At 61.7% G+C, this 23,336-nt stretch carries 23 protein-coding genes; 12 read left to right on the top strand and 11 right to left on the bottom strand.

Annotation, left to right across the window (positions count from 1 at the left end; genetic code table 11):
* The 3 genes from ACFSQT_RS15085 to ssuD all read left to right on the top strand — a co-directional run.
* The coding region (locus ACFSQT_RS15085) for an ATP-binding cassette domain-containing protein (RefSeq protein WP_379019852.1) at positions 1–635 on the top strand (635 nt) is incomplete at its 5' end.
* Entirely contained in the window at positions 632–1,480 is an 849-nt protein-coding gene (locus ACFSQT_RS15080; protein WP_379016987.1) for an ABC transporter permease subunit, read from the top strand. The genes ACFSQT_RS15085 and ACFSQT_RS15080, both read left to right, overlap by 4 nt.
* 42 nt (positions 1,481–1,522) lie before the next feature.
* Positions 1,523–2,680 carry an FMNH2-dependent alkanesulfonate monooxygenase gene (gene ssuD, locus ACFSQT_RS15075; protein ID WP_379019850.1) on the top strand — a complete coding sequence of 386 codons (1,158 nt, stop codon included), beginning with the start codon at positions 1,523–1,525 and terminating at the stop codon, positions 2,678–2,680.
* Between the two features lie 24 nt (positions 2,681–2,704).
* Here the strand turns inward: ssuD and greA are convergent, their stop codons facing one another.
* The 7 genes from greA to ACFSQT_RS15040 all read right to left on the bottom strand — a co-directional run bounded on the left by greA (position 2,705) and on the right by ACFSQT_RS15040 (position 8,741).
* Positions 2,705–3,187: a transcription elongation factor GreA gene (gene greA / locus ACFSQT_RS15070; protein WP_379019848.1), complete on the bottom strand. Its 483-nt coding sequence runs from the start codon at positions 3,185–3,187 to the stop codon at positions 2,705–2,707.
* A gap of 352 nt (positions 3,188–3,539) precedes the next feature.
* On the bottom strand, positions 3,540–4,457 hold the full coding sequence (locus ACFSQT_RS15065; protein WP_379019846.1) for a MurR/RpiR family transcriptional regulator: 918 nt from the start codon (positions 4,455–4,457) through the stop codon (positions 3,540–3,542).
* Between the two features lie 14 nt (positions 4,458–4,471).
* Positions 4,472–5,530 carry a C45 family autoproteolytic acyltransferase/hydolase gene (locus ACFSQT_RS15060; RefSeq protein WP_379019844.1) on the bottom strand — a complete coding sequence of 353 codons (1,059 nt, stop codon included), beginning with the start codon at positions 5,528–5,530 and terminating at the stop codon, positions 4,472–4,474.
* The gene (glnQ, locus tag ACFSQT_RS15055) at positions 5,520–6,248 is read right to left on the bottom strand and encodes a glutamine ABC transporter ATP-binding protein GlnQ (protein ID WP_120017434.1); all 729 of its coding nucleotides are present in this window, start codon (positions 6,246–6,248) and stop codon (positions 5,520–5,522) included. Before glnQ ends, ACFSQT_RS15060 begins: the two co-directional genes overlap by 11 nt.
* The gene (gene glnP, locus ACFSQT_RS15050; protein WP_379019841.1) at positions 6,245–6,901 is read right to left on the bottom strand and encodes a glutamine ABC transporter permease GlnP; all 657 of its coding nucleotides are present in this window, start codon (positions 6,899–6,901) and stop codon (positions 6,245–6,247) included. The genes glnQ and glnP overlap by 4 nt, the downstream gene beginning before the upstream one ends.
* Before the next feature lie 64 nt (positions 6,902–6,965).
* A complete protein-coding gene (gene glnH / locus ACFSQT_RS15045) occupies positions 6,966–7,715 on the bottom strand; it encodes a glutamine ABC transporter substrate-binding protein GlnH (protein ID WP_379019839.1) in 750 nt (249 codons plus the stop codon).
* Between the two features lie 165 nt (positions 7,716–7,880).
* Entirely contained in the window at positions 7,881–8,741 is an 861-nt protein-coding gene (locus tag ACFSQT_RS15040) for a beta-keto acid cleavage family enzyme (protein WP_379019837.1), read from the bottom strand.
* 78 nt (positions 8,742–8,819) lie between these two features.
* Between ACFSQT_RS15040 and ACFSQT_RS15035 the strand changes: the two genes are divergently transcribed.
* From ACFSQT_RS15035 to ACFSQT_RS15020, 4 genes are all read left to right on the top strand, one after another.
* Entirely contained in the window at positions 8,820–9,710 is an 891-nt protein-coding gene (locus ACFSQT_RS15035) for a MurR/RpiR family transcriptional regulator (RefSeq protein WP_379019835.1), read from the top strand.
* Entirely contained in the window at positions 9,707–11,041 is a 1,335-nt protein-coding gene (locus tag ACFSQT_RS15030; protein ID WP_379019833.1) for an aspartate aminotransferase family protein, read from the top strand. The genes ACFSQT_RS15035 and ACFSQT_RS15030 overlap by 4 nt, the downstream gene beginning before the upstream one ends.
* 252 nt (positions 11,042–11,293) lie before the next feature.
* Entirely contained in the window at positions 11,294–11,953 is a 660-nt protein-coding gene (locus ACFSQT_RS15025) for a L,D-transpeptidase (protein ID WP_379019831.1), read from the top strand.
* 10 nt (positions 11,954–11,963) lie between these two features.
* Positions 11,964–12,476 (top strand): OmpA family protein, encoded by a 513-nt coding sequence (locus ACFSQT_RS15020; protein ID WP_379019829.1) that lies wholly within the window; start codon positions 11,964–11,966, stop codon positions 12,474–12,476.
* Between the two features lie 256 nt (positions 12,477–12,732).
* Here ACFSQT_RS15020 and ACFSQT_RS15015 read toward each other — a convergent pair whose 3' ends face one another.
* From ACFSQT_RS15015 to iolD, 4 genes are read right to left on the bottom strand one after another with little or no spacing between them, the layout of a single operon-like run.
* Entirely contained in the window at positions 12,733–13,866 is a 1,134-nt protein-coding gene (locus ACFSQT_RS15015) for a Gfo/Idh/MocA family protein (protein WP_379019870.1), read from the bottom strand.
* Positions 13,867–13,917: 51 nt separating this feature from the next.
* The gene (locus tag ACFSQT_RS15010) at positions 13,918–14,973 is read right to left on the bottom strand and encodes a sugar phosphate isomerase/epimerase family protein (protein ID WP_379019827.1); all 1,056 of its coding nucleotides are present in this window, start codon (positions 14,971–14,973) and stop codon (positions 13,918–13,920) included.
* Positions 14,974–14,983: 10 nt separating this feature from the next.
* Positions 14,984–15,802, bottom strand: a complete 819-nt coding sequence (locus ACFSQT_RS15005; RefSeq protein WP_379019825.1) for an SDR family oxidoreductase — start codon at positions 15,800–15,802, stop codon at positions 14,984–14,986.
* A 1-nt stretch (position 15,803) separates the two neighbouring features.
* Entirely contained in the window at positions 15,804–17,654 is a 1,851-nt protein-coding gene (gene iolD / locus ACFSQT_RS15000; protein ID WP_379019823.1) for a 3D-(3,5/4)-trihydroxycyclohexane-1,2-dione acylhydrolase (decyclizing), read from the bottom strand.
* A gap of 108 nt (positions 17,655–17,762) precedes the next feature.
* Here iolD and iolG point away from each other — a divergent pair, with 108 nt between their 5' ends.
* From iolG to ACFSQT_RS14975, 5 genes are all read left to right on the top strand, one after another.
* Complete coding sequence (iolG, locus tag ACFSQT_RS14995) at positions 17,763–18,773, top strand: inositol 2-dehydrogenase (protein ID WP_465264336.1); 1,011 nt, start codon at positions 17,763–17,765, stop codon at positions 18,771–18,773.
* Between the two features lie 3 nt (positions 18,774–18,776).
* Entirely contained in the window at positions 18,777–20,207 is a 1,431-nt protein-coding gene (locus tag ACFSQT_RS14990) for an NAD-dependent succinate-semialdehyde dehydrogenase (RefSeq protein ID WP_379019819.1), read from the top strand.
* Between the two features lie 9 nt (positions 20,208–20,216).
* Positions 20,217–21,026, top strand: a complete 810-nt coding sequence (locus ACFSQT_RS14985; protein WP_379019817.1) for an HpcH/HpaI aldolase family protein — start codon at positions 20,217–20,219, stop codon at positions 21,024–21,026.
* A complete protein-coding gene (locus tag ACFSQT_RS14980) occupies positions 21,026–21,994 on the top strand; it encodes a hydroxyacid dehydrogenase (RefSeq protein ID WP_379019815.1) in 969 nt (322 codons plus the stop codon). Before ACFSQT_RS14985 ends, ACFSQT_RS14980 begins: the two co-directional genes overlap by 1 nt.
* Before the next feature lie 225 nt (positions 21,995–22,219).
* On the top strand, positions 22,220–23,296 hold the full coding sequence (locus ACFSQT_RS14975) for an ABC transporter substrate-binding protein (RefSeq protein ID WP_379019813.1): 1,077 nt from the start codon (positions 22,220–22,222) through the stop codon (positions 23,294–23,296).
* The last annotated feature ends 40 nt before the right edge of the window (positions 23,297–23,336 follow it).

The raw sequence follows: 23,336 nt of genomic DNA, 5'->3' as shown, positions 1-23,336 counted from the left end.
GCTTCCTGCCGCTCTCCGAAGGCTCGATCACGCTGGACGGAAAGGAGATCGTCGCGCCGGGCGGCGATCGTGGCGTCGTGTTCCAGAAGGATACCTTGCTGCCTTGGGCAAACGTGCTGGACAACGTTGCTCTCGGCCTGAAATACCGGGGTGTGTCGCGTGGCGAGCGCCATGAGCGCTCGCGGCGTCTGCTGGACCTGGTTGGACTCGCGGATTTCGCCGAAAAGCCGCCTTATGAACTGTCAGGCGGCATGCGCCAGCGCGTTGGCATCGCGCGGGCCTTGGCCACTGACCCGAAGATCCTCTTGATGGACGAGCCGTTCGGCGCCCTCGACAGTCTGACGCGCGAGACGATGCAGCAGCTTTTGGCCTCGATCTGGGCCAAGACCGGCAAGCAGATCCTGTTCATTACGCATTCGATCGAGGAAGCCCTGACGCTGGGCACGACCATCGTTGTGATGTCTCCCAGGCCTGGCCGCATCGTCGCCCGGTTCGACGCCGACTTCGTTCGCGAGTTCGCGCAGAGTGGCGACATCGGGCCGATCCAGTCCCATCCGCGTTTCATCGAACTGCGTCAGGAAATCCGCTCGCTCATCCATCAGCCGGAAGGCGCCCGCACAGGAACTTTGCAATGACGCTCGCCGCCAATTCCGGAACTTCATTTTCGCCGTCGATTGCTCAGCGCGCGCCGTCTCGCAAGCAACGCCGTTCCCCATCGACCAGTACTCTCGGCATCAGTGTGGTCACCCTGGCAGCGCTAATCGGACTGTGGTTCCTGGCCGCGCATTTCGAGTGGGCGTCGCCACTGTTCCTGCCGCCACCCGCCGAAGTGCTGACCCAATTCAGCGCCGTCTGGGCCGATGGCTATGCCAACGGCACGCTCCTCGAGCACACACTCGCCAGCCTTGGCCGTATCGGCGCCGCACTCGGCGTCGGCATTTTCCTTGGCATTCCGCTTGGCCTGCTGATGGGGCTCAATCGCTGGGTCAAGGGCATTTTCAGCGTCCCGATCGATCTCTACTGGGGCTTGCCTCCGCTAGCCTACCTGCCGCTGCTGATCATCTGGCTGGGCATCGGCGAGACCTCCAAGATCGTGCTCCTGTCGCTGTCGACCTTTGCCCCGATCTGCTTTGCCGCACAGGCTGGTGTTCGGTCGGTGCCGGCCGAACGGATCAATGCCGCGCTGTCGCTTGGCGCCAGCCGCCTGCAACTGTTCACCAGCATCATCCTGCCCTCCGCATTGCCGGAAATCATGACCGGCCTGAAGATCGCCATTGGCGCCGGACTGTCGACACTGGTCGCGGCCGAGTTGATCGCAGCCCAGTCAGGCCTTGGCTACATGATCATGTCGGCCGCCAATTTCCTCGCCACCGATGTCGTCTTCGTCGGCCTCATCGTCATTGCCATCCTCGCCTTCGCCTTCACCAGCGGTATGCGCTGGCTGGAGCACAGGCTCATCCCCTGGAAGGGCAAGCTCTGAGGCTTGGCTCAACGCAGTCCGTATCGCTGAAGGAACAACCCGATGTCCAGCAACAGCCGTCCGCTCGACCTATATTGGTATCTGCCGACCCATGGCGATGGACCGTATCTCGGTACGGACGAGAGGCACCGTCCGGCCACCTTCGGCTATCTCAAGGAGATCGCTCAGGCGGCTGACCGGCTTGGCTTCAAGGGTGTGCTCCTCCCCACGGGTACGAGGTGCGAAGACGCCTGGATCGTGGCGGCTGGACTGGTCCCGCTCACTGAACGGCTGAAATTCCTCGTGGCGCTGCGGCCAGGCAGCGGAACGCCGGCGCTGTTCGCACGGCATGCGGCGACGCTCGACCGCATTTCAGGTGGCCGTGTCCTGCTCAATGTCGTCACGGGTGCCGATCCGGTCGACCTTGCCGGCGACGGCAACAAGCTCAGCCATGGCGAGCGCTATGCGCAGACCGACGAGTTCCTGACCATCTGGCGGCGCATCCTTTCCGGCGAACCGGCTGACTTCGAGGGCAAATACCTTTCCGCCCACGGCACCGACATTTCTTTCCCACCTGTTCAGAAGCCCCATCCGCCGCTTTGGTTCGGAGGCTCCTCCGACGCCGGCATCGCGATCGCCGCCAAGCACGTCGACGCCTATCTGAGCTGGGGCGAACCTGTGGATCAGCTTGCTGAAAAAATTAACCGCGTCAGGGTGGCGGCAGCGGCGCAAGGCCGCACGATGCGCTTTGGCCTTCGCATTCATCTGATTGTACGCGAAACGGAGGACGAGGCGTGGGCCGCGGCCGACCGGCTGATCAGCCATGTTACCGACGACCTGATCGCCGAAGCTCAGAAGGGATTTGTCCACATCTCGGAATCGGTTGGCCAGAAGCGCATGTCGGCGCTTCATCAAGGTCGGCGCGACCGGCTGGTTGTCGGTCCCAATCCGTGGGCAGGGCCTGGTCTTGTGCGTGGCGGCGCGGGAACGGCGTTGGTCGGCAATCCCGACAATGTCGCCGCGCGAATTCGCGAGTATCAGGAGATCGGCATCGAAACGATCATCGCGTCCGGCTATCCACATCTGGAAGAGGCATTTAACGTTGCCGAGTTGCTTTTTCCCAAACTCGGGTTGGGCGGCGAAGCCGCGCCGGCGGAACGCAGCTGGGATGTCGAGTTCGGACGCGGTGTGCTTCCGAAGGGAGTCGCTTCCGCTTCGTGACGCCATGCGGTTGGCAGGGTCCAACTAAGAGATGGACAGGATCTCGAGTTCGCGCTGCCCCAGTTGGACAACGGTGCCAACGGTTTTGCCAGTCAGCGCGATGGCCACCGGCGAACCATGCGATATGGAAGCTTGAGACGGGTTGGCCTCATCCTCACCGACGATGCGGAAGGTCTGGGTGCGGCCATCTTCACGCTCGAAGGTAACGGTGTGACCGAAGGCGATAACTTCATTAGACGTCGGCACCGGCATAAGCTGAGCTGTGCGGACGCGCTCGGCATAATAGCTGACATCTCGAACTGGAACCGCTGATTGCCGTCGCCTCTCGTTGACATCTTCCGGCACGTTGGCGGCCTCGAGAGCCTGCTGAGCGCGAGCCAATTCATCCTGCAGCATCTTCAGGCCCGCCTCCGTGACGAGGTTGATCCGATCGGAGATAGGGCGAGCCGGCAGGATGGTTTCCGACGCTGCCTCGGCGCTTTCCTCCTTGGCAAACGCTACGCTCAATTCGTCGGTACTCCCTGTCGAATGCTGTTGGTAATCGACTAACCTACAGCCGACAATAAAGCTGCAACAATTTGACGACAGGCTTCGGCAGAAACGGAATGCCCGCAAGGGGCGGAAACCGGTAGTTCTGCTCCCTTGTCTTCAATGCCAGAACCGGACGATCTTCTATCGGCCCCAATGTTGCCTGTCTGAAATGCGCCTCATTCAAGCATTAGCAGCTATCGACAACGGATCTCCATAGCGGACATTGACGTGGCCACGGGTATACGGCGCGGCCATGCCATTCTACGACATTGAGGAGAGCCTGCGGAAGGTCGCGTTGCCGCAGGAGCGGACCGTGGCAAGCTGCGGGTCAACCAACCTCTATGTTCATCTCGGCAATCAGACGTTCGCGCCCGGCCAGCGAGTTCAGCGCCTTGTCGCCCAGCTCCCTGGCAACGAGGTTGAGCAGTGCCTCGCAAAAAACGACATAGGCGCCCATGCTGTTCGAATAGAAGCTGCTGGTGTGCGGGATGAAGAAGGCGTGCGCCGCCGGAGGCACAAGGGGGGAGGACCGGGAATCAGTGATCGCGATCACGGTCTGGCCATTAGCCGCCGCGATGCGGGCAACCTCGGCGACGCTGCGCGTATAAGGGGCACAACTGGCGACGATGACGACGTCGCCGGGGTCGAGTTGCGACAGTGCTTCGGCGACACCGAGCCGCGGCGCGTCGAGCAGCGCCACGTCGGAACGCACCATGCCCAGACAATAGGTTAGAAAGCTGGCCAGCGAATGGAACTGGCGCACGCCGTGGACGCGCACGCGGCGCGCGCTGGCCAGCAGCCTGGTCGCGCCCTGCAGCGAAACGCCATCCAGTTGGCCGAGGAAGCCATCGACATTCGCCGCCGTTTCGCGCGCCAGGCGCTCGAAGACATCGACCTCAGCATTGCCGACGGACCGCGTCGCCAGCAGCCGTCCGGCCTGGCGGCTGTAGAAATACTGCTGGTCGTTGGCGATCGCCTTGCGAAAGACGGCCTGGAAATCGCTGAAACCTTCAAAACCAAGACGTTTCGCCAGCCTGGTCAGGGTAGAGGGATTGATGCCGAACTGATTTGCCAGTTCCGAAATCGAACGGACCGCCGACTGCTCGGGGGCCTCCACCAGCTTGGCGAACACGTCATGCGCCTTCGAGCCGAGCGAAAAACCGGCCTCGTCACGACCGACAGAAAGCGCCAGCGCTCGGAGATCCTCGATGGTGCGCGGCGGCTCTGCAACGGGTTCCTCTGGCATCGCACCGTTCCTGTTCACGTCGCGACAGGTACCAGCCCATCCCGCATTTCGAAGCGAGCCGCTTCATGCGGCCTATCGTAGACAGACCATTCGACCTTGTCAGCCCCGATGCGGAAGACGGCGCTCGCCAGCGTGTTCTCGATGTCGCCGTCATCCGGGTCGGTTCGGTAGATCGGCAGTTCCGGGTCGGCCGCGTCCCACAATATGCCGACCGCGTGGCTTTGCGGGTCCGGCTGCGGCGTCTGCGCAAGCAACGTCTCGCCCCGCCGCTGGCGCGCGCCGGATGATCCGGTGACGACCTGCGATACGCGTCCGGTGTCGGTATGGATGAGATGGTTGGAATGGATGCGCGCCGCTTCAATGCGATCGACGGACAGCGCCTGGGCGGTGAACTCGACGCTGAGCAGCCGCTCATCGCCTGCCTGGGCCAGGGTCAGATGAAAGGCGCCGGCGCGCGGCGTCGATTTGAGCAGCGCCACCGCCGCGTCCAGGTCGGGCGTGTCAAGGATCGCCCGGGTCAGGACCATGCGCGGCGTGCCGCTGCCGCCGGCCAGCGGCCTAAGGTTGTTGACGGTCTGGACCAGCCCCGCCGACGTCGCGGCAAATGTGTGCCCCGGCAGCGAGCCGGGATAGACGAAAGCCGTGAATTGGCCGCCGCCTTCGCAAGTCACATGGGCGAGGGCACAGTGGCCGGCGAAGTCCGGGTCGCCATCCTCATTGTGCCCGACGACATGCGGTGAACCCGGCAGTTGCACGGTCGTGCAGCCATCCGGAGCCATCGCCCAAATGTCGCCGCGGCAGTTCCACAGGAAGACATCATCGAAAGGCAGCCCCAGCCCGGCGGCAAGACCTTGTAACTCGGCCCAGCAGCGTGGGAACCGCTCGCGAACGATCGTTGCCATCAGGCCGATGCGCGGATCGGCGCGGCGCACCGTCAGTTCGCGCCATGCCGCGGAGTGGCGGAAATGGTCGTGCAGCGCCACGCGGCCGAAGCGCCCGAGGGCCGCGCCGACATCATGCGGCGAGCCCTGGATATCGATGAAGGAAAGCCGGCGGCCGGCATCAAGCGACATGCTGCAGAAACTCTTTCAAGCGCGGGTTTTGCGGGTTTTCGAGCAATTCCCGCGGCGGGCCGTCGACGGCGATCTTGCCGCCTTCCATGAAGATCAGCCTGGTTCCGACCTTGCGGGCGAAAGCCATCTCGTGGGTGACCACGATCATGGTCATGCCTTCCTCGGCCAGTGCCTGCATGACGCGCAGTACTTCATGCCTGAGTTCGGGGTCAAGCGCCGACGTCGGCTCGTCGAACAGCATCAGCTTCGGCTTGACGGCCAGCGCACGGGCGATGGCGACGCGTTGCTGCTGGCCGCCGGACAGTTCGCTCGGATAGTTGTTCACCCGGTCGGCGAGCCCGACCTTGGCCAGCATCGCCAGCGCCTGGCTGCGCGCCTCCTGCCGAGTTTCGCCGCGCACGCGGTGCGGGCCGAAGGCTACGTTCTGCAGCGCCGTCATCTGCGGAAACAGGTTGAACTGCTGGAAGACCATGCCGGCTTCCTGGCGGATCAGGCGGACCATGCGGCCGCTGCCCTTGACGCTGATGCCGTCGACGATGAGATCGCCGCCGTTGATCTCCTCCAGCGCATTGATGCAGCGCAGCAGCGTCGACTTGCCGGACCCGGACGGGCCGATCAGAACGACCTTCTCGCCGGGCTCGATCGACAGGTCGACCTCGTCAAGGATGGTGACCTGACCGAAGCGCTTGGTGACCTTCTTGAACTCCACGATGCTCACAGGATGCGCATCCTCTTTTCGGTCACTCTGAGGATCAACGTCAGCACCCCGGTCATGATCAGGTAGAGCAACGCCACGGCGGACCAGATTTCGACGGCGCGGAAGTTGGCCGCCATGATTTCCTGGCCTTGCCGGGTGAGCTCACCGACCCCGATGACGATGAAGAGCGACGTATCCTTCAGGCTGACAATGAACTGGTTGCCGAGCGCCGGGATCATGCGGCGGAAGGCGAGCGGGCCGATGATGTAGACAAGCACCTTCCAGAACGGCAGGCCGAGCGCTAGCCCGGCTTCCCGCAATCCGCGGTGGATGGAGAGAAACGTGCCGCGGACGATTTCGGCGATATAGGCGCCCGCATTGACGACGATCGCGATGATGGCCGCCGCCAGGGGATTGATCCGGATGTCGGCGAGGATCGGCAGTGCGAAATAGATGAACATCACCTGCACAATGATCGGGGTGCCGCGGATGATCTCGACATAGACGAAGGCAATGGCGTTGAGGACAACATTGCCATAGGCGCGCGCCAGCCCGGCGGCGAAGCCGATGACCAGCCCGCCGGCGAGCCCGGCCAGCGCGATCAGCACTGTGAGGCGGGCGCCTTTGAGAAGTTCCGGCAGGGCCTGCCAGATGACGGACCAGTCAAAATCCATGGACGCTTTTCCTTTTGGGGGAAGGCGCGCCGGCCATGCCGGCGCGCTGGGAAACCCTGGGGGATCAGCTCTTCGGCGGCTCGGTGCCGAACCACTTCTTATAGATGGCGGTGTAGGTGCCGTCGCCCTTCAGCTTGGTCAGCGAGGCGTTGACCTTGGCGACAAGAGCGCTGCCCTTCGGAAAGGCCATGCCATATTGCTGGGCCATCATCTGCGGACCGACGGTCTTCACCTTTCCCTGCCCGTTGGTCTTGATGTAGTAGAGGACATTCGGGGTGTCATGCATGGCGGCATCGGCGCGGCCCGTCGCGACTTCGAGATAGGCGTTGTCGCTGTTAGGGAACAGGCGCAGGTCCGTGCCCTTGAAGTTCTCCTTGGCATAGTCGGTCGCCGACGTGCCGGTCTTCACAGCAAGCGTTTTGCCGACCAGATCCTCCGGACCTTTGATCGAGCTGTCGATCGGCACCATCAGCAGGAAGCCACTGTCGTAGTAGCCGTCCGAAAAATCGATGACCTTCTTGCGCTCATCCTTGATGGTGATGCCGGCAAGCCCGACGTCGACCTGCTTGGTCTGCAGCGCCGGGATGATACCGTTGAAGTCCATCGGCTGCAGCGTGTAGGTGACGCCGATATCCTTGGCGACGGCATCCCACAGGTCGATGTCGAAGCCGACATATTTGTCGCCCTCCTTGAACTCGAACGGGACGAAAGCGGTGTCGGTAGCCACGATCAGGTCGTCGGCACGGGCCGGCTGGCCGAGGAGAAGCGTTGCCGCGACGGCAGCGGCGGTAAGACTTGCAAATGCGAACTTCATGTCCGGTTTCCCCTTTTTTGTTGGAATTTGCGTTGGGAACCGTAACACCGTCGCCGTCGTCTCGCAAATCCAAAATGCATTTGCTAATCATATGCAATTGATATTTGCGCATCGAGATGACGACTGGGAACCTTCGATCCAAAGGCGAAAACACAATCCGATGCGCTAGATGTCTGCCCAATCGCCGCGCAAAGCGTCCGCGTCGGCGATGGCCAGGCCGCAGGCTTCGACGGCCCGTTTCGTGGCGGCGATCAGGTCCTGATTGCCGGAAGCCAGCGTGCCATCGGGCAGGAAAAGATTGTTCTCGAAGCCGACGCGCGCATGCCCGCCAAGCAGGGCTGCAGATGTCACGCACGCAGTCTCGTGCCGGCCGAAGGCGCAGACCATCCAATGTCTGAACGCCGCATCCTCTGTCGCCAGGAACGGCAGCAGATCGGCGGGCCGCGACGTTTGCCCGACCGTGTAGCGGCCGAGCACATAGAGCACTGGCGGGTTCTCGAAGGGGATCATGCCTCGCTGCGCGAGTGCGCTGAGGTAGGACGCCTCGCCGGCGGAATAAAGGATGATCTGCGGCGTGACCCGCTCCGCGCGCAGCCATTTCAGGAACGAGGCGAAGGTGGCCTCATGCGTCTCATCGGGCACGAACTCGCGCAATGCCAGCGAGACAGCTTCGGGACGCACGTCGCGCACCACCTGCATCTGTTGTTCGGGTGCGTAGAGGCCAAGCGCCTCGGTGGTGATCTGGATGACCAGCCTTTCGCCGACACGAGCCTTGATCGCCGCGATCGCTGCCCGATAGGCTTCGGCATTCAGCAGGTGGCGCCCGTCGCGGTCGCGGACATGGGCGTGGATCATGGCCGCGCCGGCATCGAGCGAGGCCGCGGCAACATCCGCCAATTCGTCCGGAGTGATCGGCAGAGCGGGATGATCCGCCTTGCCGCGTCTGCCGCCATTCGGGGCGACGGCGATGGCGACGGGACCAGTCGATTCGAGCCGATGCTCCGGTTGATCTGTCGTGACGTTCACCGATTGCTCCATATGTTGCGCATTGTAATAAATGCTACATATGTTGCATATTCCAGCGATCGCGTCTATGCTCCCACCATGATCCGTGCACCGCTTACCGATACCATTGTCGAGGTCTTCAACACTTTGCCTGCGCAGCTTCAGGGCGCGGCCCGCTACGTCATCGACAATCCCGAAGACGTCGCGCTGCTGTCGATGCGCGAACAGGCTCGCCGCGCCGGCCTGCAGCCGTGGACGATGACGCGCCTGGCCAAGAGGCTGGGCTTTGACGGCTACGAGCCCATGCGCTCGCTCTATGCCAACGCCATGCGGCAAGGAGAGCTGGGCTTTGCCGGCAAGGCCGGCGCGCAGCTTGCCCGGCAGGAGGAGGTCGGCGAGCGGGCCTTGGCGGCCGAGATGATCGCGTCGCTGTCCAGGCAAGTCGCAGCTCTTGGCGAACCGCAAATGCTCGATACGCTGGCTGAAGCGGCCGAACGGCTCTATGCGGCGCGCCGCATATTCTGCCTTGGCCTGCGCTCCAGCCATCCGGTCGCCGCTCACTTCGCCTATGTCATGTCCTTCCTCGGCGAGAAGGCTGTCATGCTGGATGCCGCGTCGGGGGCCGGCACCGACGCCATCCGCCTGGCCGCTGCAGAAGATGTGCTGCTCGTCGTCGGCGTCGCGCCCTACACCAGGCTGACGGTCGACCTTGCCCGCCGCGCTGCCGCCAACGGCGTCCCGCTGATCGCAATCACCGACAGCGTCGTGTCGCCGCTCGCCGCCCTGGCCGACCTGTCGATTCTGGTTTCGACCGAGAGCCCGTCCTTCTTCCACACCATGTCGCCGGCCTTCATCATTGGCGAGATCCTCGCCGCGCTGATCGCCGGCAAGGGCGGGCAGAAATCGTTCGCCGCTATCAGCCGCACCGAAGACCAACTGTCTCAGCTCGACATGCACATATTGCCGCCACGCGCCCGGGGAAAAACATGACCCACATCCTGCACCGCCAGATCCACGCCACGCTCCCCGTCGCCAGCGGCGGCAAGGGCATCGAACTCTTCGACGCCGACGGCCGCGCCTATATCGATGCCTCCGGCGGGGCCGCCGTTTCGTGCCTCGGCCACGGCCATCCCGATGTCCTCGCCGCCATGCACCGGCAGGCCGACACGCTGGCCTATGCCCATACCAGCTTCTTCACCAGCGAAGCGGCGGAAGCGCTCGCCGACCGTCTTGTCGCCGACGCACCGGCCGGCATCAGCCACGCCTATTTCGTCTCCGGCGGCTCGGAAGCGGTCGAGGCGGCGCTGAAGATGGCGCGGCAGTATTTTGTCGAGCTGGGCAAGCCGCAGCGGCGCAACATCATCGCACGCAGGCAAAGCTATCACGGCAACACGCTCGGCGCGCTCGCGACCGGCGGCAATGAATGGCGGCGCGCGCAGTTCCGGCCACTGCTGATCGATACGCACCACATCGATCCATGCTTCGCCTATCGCTATCAGCAAGCCGGCGAGACGGACGAAGACTACGCCAGGCGCGCCGCGCAGGCGCTCGAAGACAAAATCCTCGAGCTCGGCCCCGAAACGGTGATGGCCTTCGTCGCCGAAACCGTCGTCGGCGCGACGGCCGGCGCGGTGCCGCCGGTGGCCGACTATCTCCGCCGGGTCCGCGAGATCTGCGACCGCCATGGCGTTCTTCTGCTCCTCGATGAGGTGATGTGCGGCATGGGCCGCACCGGAACGCTTCATGCCTGCGAGCAGGACGGCGTCGCTCCTGACCTGATGACGATAGCCAAGGGACTGGGCGGCGGCTATCAGCCGATCGGCGCGGTTCTGCTTAGCCGCAAGATATTCGATGCGTTTGCAAGTGGCTCGGGTCTCTTCCAGCACGGCCACACCTATATCTGCCACCCGATGGCCTGCGCGGCGGCACTAGCCGTGCAGGAGGTCATCGCCCGCGACACGCTTCTCGACAACGTCAAGGCGATGGGCGCGCACCTGGCGCGCCGGCTCGGCGAGCGTTTCGACAACCATGCCAATGTCGGCGATATCAGAGGGCGCGGCCTGTTCATGGCCGTCGAACTGGTCGAGGACCGGTCGACCAGGCTGCCTTTCGACCCCAAACGCAAACTGCATGCGCGGGTCAAGAAGGAAGCCATGGTGCGCGGTCTCCTCGTCTACCCGATGGGCGGCACCATCGACGGCATCAAGGGTGACCACGTGCTGCTGGCGCCGCCCTTCATCTGCGACGTGCCCGCCATCGACGCGATCGTCGAACGCCTCGGCGATGCCATCGACGCGGCATTGCGAACAGCGTCAAATTAGACCCGGAAATGCATTTTGAAGGCAACGATGCGACGTCCGCCCATCACCATTGGGCGACGGTTCTGCACTTCGTGGCAAAGGCCTGCTTTGGGTCAGATCAGGACAACGCTCAAGCCGAACTGAATGTCCGCTCACTCGGATCTGACACCTGAAGCTGCTGGTCCGCTCACGGCCCAACTGCAGCATTTTCCACTTTGAGGCGAAATAATTCTCAACTATGGTCCGTCAGGCTTACGGCATGGGGGATTGCCGATGGTTTTATCACGCAGGAGTGTCGTGCTCGGCGGTCTGGCGCTGGTCGCGGTCGGTGCTACCGGCAATATTGTTCAAGCCGCGACGGCAAAATCCTTTTTCGCCGGTACCGCCAGCGACAACAATTTTGTCTATCGCAAGACGAACTTCGCCAAGATCGACAAGAGATGGCATCGCCAGATCGTCAAGTATTTCAGCAGCGAGCCGGTCGGCACCGTCGTGGTCGATACCCGCCACCACTTCCTCTACCTCATCATGGAAAACAAGACCGCCATCCGCTACGGCGTCGGCGTCGGCAAGGACGGCTTCAAATGGTACGGCCGCGCGACGATCGACCGCCGCGCGCTGTGGCCGCAATGGGTCCCGCCCCCCGAAATGCGTAAGCGCAAGCCGGATCTACCGCCCATGGTCGCAGGCGGCGCGTCCAACAATCCGCTCGGGCCGCGCGCGCTCTATCTGTACCGAGACGGCGCCGACATCGGCTACCGCCTGCATGGCACGCTGGAGCCATGGAGCATCGGCACCGACGCTTCCAGCGGCTGCATCCGCATGTTCCCGGAAGACATCATCGACCTCTACCAGCGGTGCCCGATCGGCACCGCGGTGGAGGTCCTGCCGCACATCGCCGACCAGGCGCCCGCTTCCACCACTGTCGAATGATTGGCGCCTCATGAACCGCATGATTGAAAACACGCGCCGGCTGCTCGCCGCCAGCCTGCTGGTGCTGGCCGCATCCTGCTCGACCAGCAACACGCTGGCCCCTTCCACGCCCGACATCACCAACACCGAGATTGCCGGCTTCCAGAACGTGCAGCCGGGCAGCGAGGAGGATTTTATCCTCAATGTCGGCCGCCGCACCTATTTCACGCAAGGTTCGGCCGCGCTCGATTCTGTCGCCAAGGCCACCCTTGACACCCAGATCGCCTGGTTAGCAAAGCATCCGCGCTGGCTGCTCAAGCTGCAGGGTTTCGCCGACGATCCCGGCGCAAGTGAAACGGCGCTGTCGCAGCAGCGCGCCGATGCGGTGATGGACTACCTCGCCGCCGGCGGCATAGACCGCAACCGCATGTGGGCCAAGGGCTACGGCAAGGACAGGCTCGTCCGCGACTGCCCCGACGCCGCCTGCAGGTCGCAGAACCGCCGCGTTGTGTCTAATTTGCGCGATGAGAGGGACGAGTCGTAGGGGGCTGCTGTTTTGCATGTCACCAAATCCGAGTCTCACGACGGCGGCATGGCTGCTTTGCGCCGCAGTGTGGTCATTCGAGTCAGCTTCTCCATAACCGGAAAGCAGACGTTCAAAATAGACCGCTGCAGGCGACCTGCTCCGACCGATAGCTGACATTGAGCCGGTCCGCTACAACGCATCGGGGCACCGAGAAGACCACTGCTGGCGACGCGAACTGCGTTTGCTCGGCAATGCCCCATCGTAAATTGAGGGCTTACACCACGATAGGCTTCAGCCAAGACGGGTTCGACGCGCTTGCGCTGTCAACTACGGCGTCGACGAAGGCAACGCCCTTAAGCCCATCATAGGCAGTCGGGATATCGCGACCAATGGCTGACGGTTCGCGCTTTTCACGCTTAGCGTAGATCGCTTCTGCAAAACCAGCGTAGAGGTTGGAGAAGGCCTCCAGGTATCCCTCCGGATGCCCTGGTGGAGTGCGTGTCCTTGCCTTTGCTCCTTCACTAAGATCATCGGCGCCGCGTTTGATGGTTTCAGTTCGCCCGCCGAGGCGCGCATGGACAAGCTCATTCGGCTGTTCCTGGAACCAGGAGAGCGAGGCTTTATCGCCGAACACGCGCAGTCGCACGCCATTTGACGATCCCAGCGCAACCTGGGAAGACCATAGAAGACCGCGTGCGCCACCTTGATAGCGAAGCATCACATGAGCGTTGTCATCGAGCGCCCGCCCTTGGACGAACGTGGCAAGATCCGCTGTCAGAGACTCGAGCTTGAGGCCGGACACGAAACCCGCAAGGTGGTACGCGTGGGTACCGATGTCGCCGATCGAGCCGCCTCTACCGTTCTTCTTGGGATCAGTGCGCCACGCCGCCTGTGCGTTGCCCTCGGCCTCGATTGCAGTCGCCATCCATTCAAGCGGATATTCGACCTGAACAGTCCGAATCTCCCCGAGTTGCCCGGTAGCGACCATGTGCCGGGCCTCATGCACCATCGGATACCCCGAATAGGTGTAAGTTACGCCCATGAACCGACCGCTGTCGCGGACCAGCTTTTCGAGTGCGACGGCATCTTCCAGTGTCGCGGTCAGTGGCTTCTCGCAAATTACGTCAAAGCCCGCTTCCAAAAACGCCTTGCTGATAGCGAAGTGCGTGAAGTTCGGCGTACAGATTGCTACGGCGTCGATCCTGTCCTCACGAGACAGCTCTCCCTCAATCATCGCCTTGTAATTGTCATACGACCTGGCGGGGTCGAGGCCCTCACGAGCCGCAAACGCATGTCCGCGGGCTGGGTCGACATCAAACGCGCCGGCGACCAGTTGCCAGGCGCCATCCTGCCTCGCCGCGATGCGATGAATGTTGCCGATGTAGGCCCCTTGGCCACCTCCAACCATGCCCAGCCGGAGGGGTTTCTTCGTCGTCGTTTCAGACATTCTGCCTACGCCTCAGTCAAGCCCGAGCATCGCCCGGTTGGCGGCTTTGTTAGCGCCAGATTTTACAAAATCGTCGAAAGCGCGATCAGCGACACGAATGATGTGTTCGCGGATGAACTTGGCGCCTTCGGTGGCGCCGTCATCTGGGTTCTTGATGAAACACTCCCACTCGAGTGTCGCCCATCCGTCGAAGCCGTAAGTTGATAGCTTCGTGAAGATCGAGCCGAAATCAACCTGGCCGTCACCGAGCGACCTGAAACGGCCTGCACGTTTGGACCATGGTTGGAAGCCGCCATATGCGCCGGTCTTGCCGTCTGGACGGAATTCCGCGTCCTTGACGTGGAACATCTTGATCCGCTCATGGTAGTGATCGATGAAGGCCAGATAGTCCAAGGCCTGCAGCACAAAATGGCTGGGGTCATAGAGGATGTTGCAGCGCGGGTGGTTGCCGACCCGCTCAAGGAACATCTCGAAGGTCAGTCCGTCATGAACATCCTCGCAGGGATGGATCTCGAAGCAGAGGTCCACACCCTGCTCGTCGAAATCGTTGAGTATCGGCAGCCAGCGACGGGCGAGTTCGTCGAAGGCATCATCGACCAGACCTTCCGGCCATTGCGGATAAGGATAAAGGTAAGGCCAGAGCAACGTGCCGGTGAAACTCACGTGGCGGTCGATCCCGAGATTGCGCGAGGCTCGCGCGGCAAACTTCATCTGTTCCTCAGCCCACGCCCGCCGCGCGGCAGGGTTATTTTGAACGGCTGCGGGCGCGAAGCTATCCATGATCTGGTCGTGAGCAGGATGCACCGCTACCAACTGGCCGGTGATGTGCGAGCCGAGCTCCGGAAGTTCGAGACCCTTCGCGGCAACGACACCCTTAAGCTCGTCGCAGTAGGTCTTGCTTTCGGCCGCACGCTTCATATCGATGAGGCGTGTGTCCCACGTCGGTATCTGCACCCCGGCGAAGCCCCTGTCCGCGACCCAGCCGGCGATATCGGGGAGGGTGTTGAAGGGCGCGTCGTCGGTTGCGAACTGAGCCAGATATATCCCCGGCCCTTTGATCGTTCTCATGGTTGCCTCCTCATGCGGATAGGGCCATTGCAGGAGCTGGTGGGCCGCCGTCATAAGCTCCCCAGACCGATTGATCGAAGTGGACGACGGCGCCCGTCATCATCCCGGAATCGTCCGATGCCAGGAAGAGAACCGCGCGGGCAACTTCCTCCGGTGCGAGGAGACGGCCGAATGGCTGAGCGGCTGCCGCCTTGGCCAGCCAATCGGGTTCCGCGTGATGGTACTCGCGCTGCACCTTGTCCTCTCCGTCTGAAGCCATCCAGCCGATGTCGAGCTGGTTCACCCGGATCTGGTTGCGCATAAGAGCGTATCCAGTATTCCGGGTTAGGGTCGCGAGCGCTCCCTTCGATGCCGAGTACGATGACAAGAAGGGTTGCCCGGCCCGTTCAGACGCCGAGCCGATGTTAACGACGCTTCCTTTGATGCCCCGACTGATCATCAGCTTCGCGGCTTCCTGCATCAGGAAGAACGGCGCCCGCACGTTGATTGCGAACATTCGATTGAACAGTTCGGGAGACGTATCGAGCAGATTTCCGCGGTCAGTAAGGCCGGCCGCATTCACGAGGATGTCGACGCGCTCGTGTTTGGCTTCTACGTGGGCCAAAACTGCCCGGCAATGGTCGACGTTCTGAAGGTCCGCCACCACGAAAGAGACATCGACGCCAGTGTCGGCAGTGATTGCTTTCGCGACAGACTCGCCTTTCTCGCGGTCGCGACCGCAGGTCACGACCCCCGCTGCGCCTGCTTGGGCGAAAAGCCTGGCAATGGCCGCGCCGAGTCCCTGCGTGCCGCCCGTGACGACCGCTATTTTTCCATCAATTCGGTTCACTTCACACTCCGACCCGCTGCTTCTGGCGAATTTCAATTTGCTGGGCACGCGCTTTCAGGACGGACTCGCGCTCGGAGACTTCCGGCACACCAACGTCCCAGTCTGCATCTCCTGGCACCCAGGCGAAGGCATCGGTGACAATTGTTATGACCGTGGTGCGATCCGTCTCTTGCGCCCACTCCATCGCGGCCTCGAGATCGGCAAGGCTTTCGCAACGGCGAGCTAAAGCACCCATGGATTCTGCGTGCTTCACAAAGTCGACCGCAAACGGCTCTTTGACGCGGCAATCCTTGAGGAGATTGTTGAAGCCCGGGACACCCTTGAACTGCTGCAGCCGGTTGATGACAGCAAAGCCGCCATTGTCGCAAACCACCACGATCATCTTGTGACCGGTGAGCACGGTCGAGTAGATGTCGGAATTCATCATCATGTACGTGCCGTCTCCGATCATCACGATCGGCGTGCCATCACCATCCTTCGCCATGGCGTGACCCCAACCAGCGGCGATCTCATAGCCCATGCAGCTGAAACCGAACTCGCAATCGAAGGTGTTGCTCTGCTTTACCCTCCAGCCCTTGGTTACTTCTCCCGGTGTGCCGCCGGCAGCGGCAATCAATGTGTCATTCGGCTTGGCGACCTGGTTAACCACCGCGACTACCTGGGCGTAGGTGGGAACCGGGCCGTTGGTGGGGGCCTGATACTGGTCAAGGAGCTTGTTCCAGTCTGCGAACAGCGCCTTTGCATGCTTCATATGGTCGGGGCTCGCCTTCCAGTCACCGAGCGCCGCGTCCAGTTCGGTCACCGTTTCGAGCGCGTCGCCGACGACTGCGATCGCGCGATGCTTGGTCGCGTCATAGCGGGCGGTGTTGATCGAGATGAATCTGGCGTCTCGCCGGAATGCAGTCCACGAGCCTGTCGTGAAGTCTTGCAGCCGTGTTCCTATTGCCAGAATGACATCGGCGTCCCCAGCCAGGGCATTCGCAGAGGTCGAGCCAATGATGCCAATCGGCCCGGCGTGCGCGGGATGGTCGTGTGTGAGAGCGCTTTTGCCGGCTATGGTCTCTACGATGGGAATGCCACGCCGAACCGCAAAATCAGCGACCAGTTCCTCGGCCAACGAGTAGCGAACGCCGCCGCCTGATATGATGAGCGGCTTCTTTGCCTTCTTTAGCAGATTCACAGCCTCGGAAAGTTTGGTGCGGTCCGGCCTAGGACGCGGAACTGCCCAGGTGGTCGGCTCGAAGAATGCAAGCGGATAGTCGTACGCCACCTCCTGCGCGTCTTGAGCAAGACCCAGGAAGGCAGGCCCGCAATCGGCCGGGTCCAGCATCGCAGCGACCGCTTGGGGTAGAGACGAAATAATCTGCTCGGGGAGCAGGATGCGATCCCAATACCGAGTCACCGCTTTGAAGGCGTCATTGACGGATATGGTCGGATCAGTGAAGTGCTCAACTTGCTGCATGACCGGATCCGGCACGCGACTGGCGAAGATATCGCCCGCAAGGAGAAGCACCGGCAGACGATTGGCATGTGCCGTTCCGGCAGCGGTTATCATGTTGGTCGCGCCTGGTCCGATCGATGTCGCAGCAACCATCAGCCGGCGACGTCGATATGCCTTCGCAAAGGCAACGGCCGCGAGGGCCATCGACTGCTCGTTCTGACCGCGCCAGGTCGGCAATTTGTCCTGCACCGCCTCAAGTGCTTCGGAAAGGCAGGTGACGTTGCCGTGGCCGAAGATGCCGAAAACGCCAGCGAAGAGGGACACCTTGTGCCCATCTATCTCCGTGAATTGATTGCACAAATAGCGCACTAACGCCTGCGCCATCGTCAGGCGCACGGTCTCGCGGGACATCGCATCTCCTCCCATGCATCAGGTTTCGAGATACCTACGAAATATTCATTGACAATGCAAGAGTTCCGCAACAAACATTGCAAGATTGTGCGGAACGGGGAGGACTCCTTGTTGAAAATTGCAGTGCTTGGCTGCGGTAGGATCGGTCGGATGCATGCGGCTAACATCGCTGCGCATCCACGCGCATCGCTGGCCGGCGTGCTCGACGTGCATCGTCCCGCGGCTCAAGAACTGAGCACCAAACTGGGAGTGCCGGTTTTTGATACTGCCGATGATCTGATCGAGAGTGAGCATGTCGACGCGATACTGATCGCGACGTCCACGTCCACTCACGCCGATTTGCTTGAGAAGGCGGTTGCCGTCGGCAAACCAGTTCTTTGCGAAAAGCCAATCGATCTCGACCTGGGCCGCGTGCAAAAGTGTGCAGAGGCCATCCGATCCAAGAGCGATGTCCCTATTATGTTGGGCTTTGTCAGGCGCTTCGACCCCGGCCATCGGGCGCTCCGCGACGCGATCCGTGCTGGGGACATCGGCGATCTCCACCAGGTAGTCATCACATCCCGCGATCCTGGAATGCCCCCAGTGGCCTATGCAGAGGCTTCCGGCGGTATTTTCCGAGACATGACCATTCACGACTTCGATATGGCGCGGTTTGTTCTGGGTGAAGAGGTCACCGAAATATTCGCCGCCGGAAGTCGACTAATCGACAAGGCGTTGATGGATCGACTGGACGACTATGACACTGTTTCGGTCGTCCTGAGGACGGCCACGGGCAAGCAATGCATCATCAACAATTCGAGGCAGGCGACTTACGGCTACGATCAGCGTGTCGAGGCGCTAGGTTCAGGCGGCATGATAGTTTCGGAAAATCGCCGGCCGCATATGACCAGCCTCCATCGGGCAGACTTCACCGGCAAGGCTGCGCCGCTGCTAAACTTTTTCATCGATCGATACGCCGAGGCTTTCATGGCCGAAATCGGCGCCTTCGTGGATGCCATCGAAACGGGAAAAAAGCCGGAAGTCGGGTTCGAGGACGGCCATGCGGCCCTCGTCCTGGCCGAGGCGGCAATCAGGTCGGCGGCCGAGCGCCGCACCGTCAGCATCAGTGAGATTGGGTGATCCATGTACAAGAACTATGGTCTGTTCATCGATGGCCAGTGGATGGCCTCATCGGACAAGACGCAAGCCGAAGTCGTCAGCCCCGTAAGCGACCAAACAATGGGCGCTGTGCCCGTTGCGACCGTGGCTGATACCGAGGCCGCTCTCGCATCGGCCGCTAGAGGGCTGCGGGAATGGCGGTCCACGAGCGGGTTCGCCCGTGCTGACGCCCTTCACAAGATCGCGGACGAGATGACCCGGCGCGCCGAGGAAGCCAAACGCATGATTTCGCTCGAGACGGGCAAACCTGTCGCGCAAGCGGAGCGAGAATGGACATTGGCGATCGACCAATTCAGGTGGTTCGCTGAAGAGGCGCGGCGGATTTACGGCAGGATCATCGAATCGCGGGTTCCCGGTGGCCGCTTCGAAGTATTCCGCGAGCCGGTTGGCATCGTCGGCGCCTTCACCGCCTGGAACTTTCCCGCTGCGCTTGTCGCTCGAAAAGTCGCGCCGGCGCTGGCTGCCGGCTGCTCCGTCGTCCTGCGCCCCTCAAGCCAAACGCCAGGCGTCGCCATGGTGATGGTCGACTGCATGCGTGTCCTTCCCAAGGGCGCCGTCAACCTGGTGGTGGGACCGACGGCCACGACCTATGCCCCGATCATGGCCGACAAGGCAGTGCGAAAAGTGTCCTTGACCGGCTCGACCCGCGTCGGCCAGCAGATGATCCGGGATGCGGCGGACACCGTCAAGAAAGTGTCGATGGAACTTGGCGGCAACGCCCCCTTGATCGTCTATGACGACGCGGATCTCGAGCTCGCGCTCAACGTTTCGGTGCCGACGAAATTTGCAAATGCCGGCCAGGTGTGCGTGACGCCCGATCGGTTCTTCATCCATGACAGCCTTCACGACCAGTTCGTCGACGGCTTCGTCAAAAGGGCCAGGAGCCTGAAGTTGGGTGACGGGCTTGACCCATCGACCCAGATGGGCCCGCTGATCAACGCAGCACGCTTCACAGAGATCGAGGCCATCGTTGCCGATGCGCTGAAGGCGGGCGCAACATTGGTCGCCGGAGGGGGTCGCGCGCCGGATCTCAATTCGGGGCATTTCTTCGAGCCGACCGTCCTGACCGATGTCACCGACTATATGAAAGTCTTCGACCAGGAGAACTTCGGTCCCATCGCGGCAATCACACGCTTCACCGAGGAAGAGGAAGCAGTCTCCCGGGCAAATGCCTCGGACATGGGCCTGTCCGCCTATGCATTTACCCGCTCGCCTGGACGAGCTCGTCGCACCGTTTCCGCACTGAAGGCTGGGATGGTCGGCATCAACAGCTTTGCGTTGGCGGCATCCGAAGCTCCGTTCGGCGGCACCAACCACTCCGGCATGGGACGAGAAGGCGGGACGGAAGGCATTAGCGACTACCTCGATACCAAGCTCGCACAGGTCGTGTTCTAGGAGGCTCGGATGATAAAGAACAAACTGAAGCACATTTGGGCGGAAGGTCGGCCGACCATCAACGGCTGGCTCTCGATCGGGAACGCTTTCACAGCCGAAATCATGGCCGCACAGGGCTATGACTCTGTTTCAATCGATGTCCAGCACGGTGCTTTGGACTATTCTGCCGTGCTGCCCATGTTTCAGGCCATGCGCGCTTCAGGCGTCGTGCCTATGGCTCGCGTTCCCTGGCTTGAACCCGGCATCATAATGAAGGCGCTCGACGCTGGGGCCTACGGCATCATTTGTCCGATGGTAAACACCGGAGGGCAGGCCGCTGAGTTCGTCAGCTACCTGCGTTACCCGCCACTTGGGCAGCGGAGCTTCGGGCCAACCAGGGTCAGCTTCGCCGCCGGCTCGAATTACGCTGGCGAAGCCAATGACGAAATCCTGGCTTTTGCGATGGTCGAGACCAAGCAGGCGATGGGCAACCTCGACGAGATTGCCGCTACACCCGGCTTGGACGGAATCTATGTGGGGCCAGCAGATCTGACGCTCAGCTTGACGGATGGCAAGCTGTCACCCGGCTTCGATCGCGAAGAGCCTGAGGTGCTCGACGCTTTGCACCGGATCGTGGCGGCCTGCAAAGCGAACGGCATCAAAGCCGCTCTGCACTGCGGCACTGCCGATTATGCAGCCCGTGCCATCGAATGGGGATTCAACATGACTACCGTGGCTGGTGACTCTCGCCTCCTGGCCGCAGCAGCGGCGGCAAGTGTGGGCCGGTTTCGTGAACTGGTGGGTCGGGTCGCTGTCGCCGGAGAGAAGGGGGCCTACTGATGCCCCACATCCTTGTTGCCGGGAAATTGCACCCGTCCGGCATGGCTCTTCTGAACAGCCTGCCCGATGTCACATTCGACTATATCGAGGAAGTGTCCGAGCAGTCCTATGCGCCACTGATCGGCAAGGCTGATGCGCTTGTCCTTCGCACTCAACCTTTGTCGGCCGAGACCGTTGCGAAGGCCGATCGCCTGAGGGTCGTCTCCCGGCATGGGGTTGGATATGACGCCGTGCATTTGCCGTCGTTGATCGAACGCGGCATCGCGCTCACGATTGTTGGAGATGTGAATTCAGTCTCGGTCGCTGAACATGCAATGATGCTGATCCTTGCCGCATCCAAACGTGCGCTTCGTGCCGATCGCTCGGTACGGCAACCCAATGAGTGGGGGTGGCGCAACAATTTGGAGGCGGAGGAGATCTCGGGCAAGAATCTCCTCATTGTCGGGTTTGGCCGAATTGGCCGCCATCTGGCGCGCATGGCTTCCGGCTTTGGCATGGAGGTCAGAGCCTTCGACCCTTACTTGCAAGAGCAAGCCTGGCCCGAAGGCCCGGTCAGCGCGGTAGACGCGCTGCGCGATGGTTTGTCGTGGGCCGACGTCATTTCGATCAACATACCGAAGGCCGACCAACCACTGATAGGCCGCGCAGAATTTGCTGTCATGAGGCGCGGCGCCATCCTCGTGAATACAGCCAGGGGAGGCATTGTCGAGGAGCAAGCTCTCGTTGATGCTTTGCGCTCTGGCCAGGTCGGCGCTGCGGGCCTCGATGTCTTCGACCGTGAGCCGCCAGCCGAAGGCAACTCACTGGTCAATCTGGATCAGGTCATCCTTTCACCTCATATCGCTGGACTTACAAGAGAATGCGGAGAGCGCATGGCCGTGGCTTCCGTCCGAAACGTGATCGATTTCTTTTCGGGGAAGATCGATCCGGCTCTAGTCGTGAACCGCTCCGCAGGGAAGGCTGCGTAAACGAGGTGGTTACGGCTCAAGGTCGGCGCCCCATGCAATGGTTTTTGCGGTTTTATAGATCAGTCATTCATCGTTGCATTTTTCCTTTGACTCATCGTGCTTTGCAGAATACATAATTGTGCAATGAGCATTGCAAGCGTCAATGTTCAGGCCGGGGAGGAGAAGGCGAGGAGAGAGATCTCTAGCCCGCAGCTCCGGGTAACCATTGTTCCACGGGAGGTTTGAATGGAACGACTGATTTCTACCCTTTTCGCGTCAACCGTCATTTCCGCGGCCCTGATTGGCGGCGTCGCTGCTGCGGATAAGGCGAAGGTTTTCTTTCTCCTGCCCAACGAAACGACGATCCGATTTGAAAGCCGTGATGCCCCGTTTTTCGTTGCCGCCATGAAGGAGAAAGCTCCGGACGTTGAAGTCGTCGTCGCGAACGCCCAGGGTGACCCGTCCAAGCAGCAGTCTCAGGTCGAGGACGCCATTGCCCAAGGGGCGAAGGTCATCCTCCTCACTTCCGCCGACGCCAATCTTGCCGCCGGCGAACTGGCGGCCGCCGCCAAGGCGAATGTGCCGGTCGTGCTCTACGATCACGATGCCGTCGGCGGGAAGGCCGAGGCTCACGTGGTGTTTGACTCGCTTGCGGTTGGCCGGGAGCAGGGCAAGCGCGCCGCCGAGCTGATCAAGGCTATGTCGAAAACCCCGGTAAAGGTCGCCCGGGTGAAGGGCAACCAGGGCGAATATGGCACCAAGCAGTATGAAGCCGGCCAGGATGAATTCCTTAAGCCGCTGATCGATTCCGGCAAGGTAACGGTCGTCTGTGAGCAGTACACGCAGAACTGGGATCCGACGATCGCTCAAAGCTTCGCCGAAGACTGCCTGACCAAGAATGGCGGCGACGTCGACGCTTTCATCGGCATGAACGACGGCACGACCGGCGGCTCGGTTGCGGCCCTCATTTCCCAGGGCTTCAAGCCAGGCGACAAGCTGGTGACTGGTGGACAGGACGCAACCGTCGAAGCCCTGCGCTACGTCGCGCAGGGCTGGCAGGACAACTCCGTGCTCAAGGATCTCAAGGTTCAGGCGAATTATGCGGCCGATGTGGTCGCATCGATCGTGGCTGGCAAAGGTGTTCCGCAGAACCTGATCAACGGCAAGGTCAACAACACCTTCATGGACGTGCCCGCCGTATTCCTTCCGGTCTCGAACATCACCAAGAACAACCTCGGCGATGTGGTGAAGGCCGGTGTCTGGACTTGGCCGGAAATCTGCAAGGGCATTGAAACGACTGATATCTGCAAGAAGAACCTGTAGAGCCACCAAAGGGGGGCCACCGAGGATGGCCCCCCACCAA

The sequence above is a fragment of the Mesorhizobium calcicola genome (assembly GCF_042682105.1).
In the GTDB taxonomy this organism is placed as follows: domain Bacteria; phylum Pseudomonadota; class Alphaproteobacteria; order Rhizobiales; family Rhizobiaceae; genus Mesorhizobium; species Mesorhizobium calcicola.
Note: the sequence above shows the minus strand (reverse complement) of the source record. Positions and strands in the feature narration are given on the sequence as shown.

Bases quoted from the DNA above. Each gene is read 5' to 3' on its own strand.
- ACFSQT_RS15080 (WP_379016987.1), top strand. From the start codon at position 632: ATGACGCTCGCCGCCAATTCCGGAACTTCATTTTCGCCGTCGATTGCT.
- ssuD (WP_379019850.1), top strand. From the start codon at position 1,523: ATGTCCAGCAACAGCCGTCCGCTCGACCTATATTGGTATCTGCCGACC.
- ACFSQT_RS15065 (WP_379019846.1), bottom strand. From the start codon at position 4,457: ATGCCAGAGGAACCCGTTGCAGAGCCGCCGCGCACCATCGAGGATCTC.
- ACFSQT_RS15060 (WP_379019844.1), bottom strand. From the start codon at position 5,530: ATGTCGCTTGATGCCGGCCGCCGGCTTTCCTTCATCGATATCCAGGGC.
- glnP (WP_379019841.1), bottom strand. From the start codon at position 6,901: ATGGATTTTGACTGGTCCGTCATCTGGCAGGCCCTGCCGGAACTTCTC.
- glnH (WP_379019839.1), bottom strand. From the start codon at position 7,715: ATGAAGTTCGCATTTGCAAGTCTTACCGCCGCTGCCGTCGCGGCAACG.
- ACFSQT_RS15035 (WP_379019835.1), top strand. From the start codon at position 8,820: ATGATCCGTGCACCGCTTACCGATACCATTGTCGAGGTCTTCAACACT.
- ACFSQT_RS15030 (WP_379019833.1), top strand. From the start codon at position 9,707: ATGACCCACATCCTGCACCGCCAGATCCACGCCACGCTCCCCGTCGCC.
- ACFSQT_RS15025 (WP_379019831.1), top strand. From the start codon at position 11,294: ATGGTTTTATCACGCAGGAGTGTCGTGCTCGGCGGTCTGGCGCTGGTC.
- ACFSQT_RS15020 (WP_379019829.1), top strand. From the start codon at position 11,964: ATGAACCGCATGATTGAAAACACGCGCCGGCTGCTCGCCGCCAGCCTG.
- ACFSQT_RS15015 (WP_379019870.1), bottom strand. From the start codon at position 13,866: ATGGTTGGAGGTGGCCAAGGGGCCTACATCGGCAACATTCATCGCATC.
- ACFSQT_RS15010 (WP_379019827.1), bottom strand. From the start codon at position 14,973: ATGAGAACGATCAAAGGGCCGGGGATATATCTGGCTCAGTTCGCAACC.
- iolD (WP_379019823.1), bottom strand. From the start codon at position 17,654: ATGTCCCGCGAGACCGTGCGCCTGACGATGGCGCAGGCGTTAGTGCGC.
- ACFSQT_RS14990 (WP_379019819.1), top strand. From the start codon at position 18,777: ATGTACAAGAACTATGGTCTGTTCATCGATGGCCAGTGGATGGCCTCA.
- ACFSQT_RS14985 (WP_379019817.1), top strand. From the start codon at position 20,217: ATGATAAAGAACAAACTGAAGCACATTTGGGCGGAAGGTCGGCCGACC.
- ACFSQT_RS14980 (WP_379019815.1), top strand. From the start codon at position 21,026: ATGCCCCACATCCTTGTTGCCGGGAAATTGCACCCGTCCGGCATGGCT.
- ACFSQT_RS14975 (WP_379019813.1), top strand. From the start codon at position 22,220: ATGGAACGACTGATTTCTACCCTTTTCGCGTCAACCGTCATTTCCGCG.